This is a genomic window from Streptomyces sp. NPDC001153 (assembly GCF_053598315.1).
On record NZ_JBSFJZ010000126.1, the window covers coordinates 1 to 2,519 of the forward strand.

Genomic DNA, 2,519 nt, shown 5'->3' on the forward strand with positions numbered 1-2,519 from the left:
GCTACCTCGCCGGCCTCCACCTCCGTGCCTCGATGATCTGGATCAACGACCTCCTGAAGGCAACTACCTGATCACAACATCACACAGGCCCTAGCCTGGTCGGCACCTCGGCAGCATGGTCGGGCCTGTGGTCGGGGTGCGACCACAGGCCCGACCACGGCGTGCCGCAGGCTGGTCGGGTCAGCGGCGGCGGAAGAGGCCGCGGGACCTGTTCGCCCCCGCTTCCGCGCAGGCGGCGGCTTCCTCTTCCGCCTGGCGTCGCGCGGCGCGTTCGGCCTCGGTCCGTTCGCGGTGCGCATCCAGGCACGGCCAGCACAGGCCGTCGGTCCCGGTCTTCCACCGTCCCCGTACGGCGTTCCAGCGGTCGTCGGTGAACTTCTGGCCGCAAGCGGTGCACACCGGCCGCTGCGCCTCACGTTCCGCAGCCTCGCGCTCCGCCCGGCGGCGGCGCGCCTGCTCGTACTGGACGGCATACAGCCGGTCGCCGTCAGGGTTGTCCAGAGCCTCGTGCAGCGTCTGCCACTCATCCCGCCCCAGCCTGCGCCACACCGCTCCGGCCGCCCCGGCCGGGTCGGCGGTGATCCGCTCCAGCTCCGTGACGACCACGGGCACCACCTGGTGGTAGTCGACGGCCGTGATGCCCGCCTCCCTCCCCGGATAGGGGGCGCCGGCGAAGTAGGCGCGGGCGGCCTGCTCCAGGCGCCGTATCCGGCTCTCGCGCTGCGCGGCGCTCTTCCCGGTGAACACGAACGCCACCGGGACGTAGCCCTCCCGTCCGGTCGCCGGGTAGAGGCGCGACCAGAGCCGGAAGGCGTGCACCGCCGGTCCTCCGTGCGAGCGGGCTGCCTTCTCCTGGTTCGTGTCGGCCTTCGGTGCCAGAAGCTCGAACCACTCGTGGTAGCGGCGCAGCTTCGCCACCAGGTCGTCGACGGGCTCAGCCGGGTCCGGCCCGCGGTCATCCGCAGACGTCGGCATAGTCGGGCGGCCGGACGCCCGCCGAGCTCGATCGCGATCGACCGTAGCCAGCCTGTCAGCCCGGTGCTCGAGCGGCGGTGCCGCTCGGACAGGCCCGGCACCTGCTTGACGAGCGTCTTGCGGGAACAGCTCTTCCGGTCGCAGAAATACCGGCGCACCCGCAGCCGGACTATGACCTGCGAGGACCCAACGGCCGCTCGTCCAGGGTTCGTTGGTACATCGCGCCTCGCCTGATTCCCGCAGTCCGGGCACCGGCCCGGACGAGCCGTCGACACCGCCTCCACCACCAGGACGCTGGAGGAGCCGTTCACCCGCTCCACCCGCACATCGATCCCGGGAAACAGCACATCCTCGACCGTCTTGCTCGCCACGGCAGGAAACACCCTGCTGAAACGATCCCCCGTTCCCGCCCCTGACCTGGGGACTCACGGAACTGCGGACAGAGCCTCGAAAACGGCCAGGGGTGCTCGTCACCCCAGTCGGTCTGGTGTTAAACGAAGTGGGGAATTTCAGCGAGCCGCTAATTCCCGCAGCATCCGCTCCATCCTGCTGTACGGCATCGGGGACTTCCCGCAGTGTGCGCGCCCGTCGCCGTGTGTGCGGGAGAAGGTGTCCAGGTCGGCCCGGGTCGGTCTGGTCTTTCCGGGCAGCCGGTCAAATCACCTCGCGCGATGCGGCTATCGGTGGGTCCGGCCGACGCCGCGGCTCTGCCCCGGGGCGGCCACCGGCGTGTCGGTGCCACGGTCTACGCTCCCTGGCAACTACGACTTCGGGAAGTGATCGAATGTCCTACGACGATGACGAGTTCGAGGACGAGTACGAGTTCATGCCCGCGCTGAGCACGGCCCTGATCGATCAGTCCGAGGGTGTGCGGACCCTCGAGGGCTGGCGGATCGAGCGGCTCGGTCTGATCCGGGGGGCCGCAGGCGACGGCACGATCTACGACCCGCTGGGGCCGGAGGGCGGGGGCTTCCCGATGCGGCCCGGCGGCACGCCGGTCTACCTGATCGCCCGCGAGAAGGCACCAGGGGCCCCGGTGGCGGTCCTGGTACACCCTGGCGAGAGCGTCCCGGTCCGGACACAGGACTGGGGCGACCGCGTGGCGACCCCGTCCGGTCTGGCCGTGGTGCACGCGAACCCCAGCAGGACCTGGATCGAGCCGGGCACAGGGATACTCAAGCGTGCCTGGGCGACCTTGCACGCCCGCGCTGCCGAGGGCAGCACCTGGAGGCTGGAGAATCTCCGCGACATGCTCCAGCGTGCCTCGGTGGACCCGGCCGACTGGCCGGTGGAGCCGGTCGAGGGCGATTTCGCGAACGGCTGGCTGATGATCCCGGACGAGGACGGCGCCGGCACTGTACTGGGCGTCCTGGCCGACCCGGACGGCTCCAATACGACCGAGTGCCTGGACGCCGAGGGCAACACGGTGGCGATCCTGCTCACCCTCGACTAAGGGTTGTCCCGTAAACGATCTTCCACGGGTTGGGGGCGCGGTGGGCCGACCGGTGGGGTCTGCTCCTATCCCGTGAGGACGAGGTTGTGTA

General features: G+C 70.2%; 2 protein-coding genes. One reads left to right on the forward strand and one right to left on the reverse strand.

Annotation, left to right across the window (positions count from 1 at the left end; all coding sequences use genetic code 11):
• Nucleotides 1-180: 180 nt before the first annotated feature.
• Nucleotides 181-975, reverse strand: a complete 795-nt coding sequence (locus ACWDEN_RS48020) for a hypothetical protein (RefSeq protein WP_351623387.1) — start codon at nucleotides 973-975, stop codon at nucleotides 181-183.
• Nucleotides 976-1,759: 784 nt separating this feature from the next.
• Between ACWDEN_RS48020 and ACWDEN_RS48025 the strand changes: the two genes are divergently transcribed.
• The gene (locus ACWDEN_RS48025; RefSeq protein WP_450864453.1) at nucleotides 1,760-2,428 is read left to right on the forward strand and encodes a hypothetical protein; all 669 of its coding nucleotides are present in this window, start codon (nucleotides 1,760-1,762) and stop codon (nucleotides 2,426-2,428) included.
• The last annotated feature ends 91 nt before the right edge of the window (nucleotides 2,429-2,519 follow it).

Excerpts from the sequence above, each read along its gene's own strand:
- ACWDEN_RS48025 (WP_450864453.1), top strand. The coding sequence starts at position 1,760 with ATGTCCTACGACGATGACGAGTTCGAGGACGAGTACGAGTTCATGCCC.
- ACWDEN_RS48020 (WP_351623387.1), bottom strand. The coding sequence starts at position 975 with ATGCCGACGTCTGCGGATGACCGCGGGCCGGACCCGGCTGAGCCCGTC.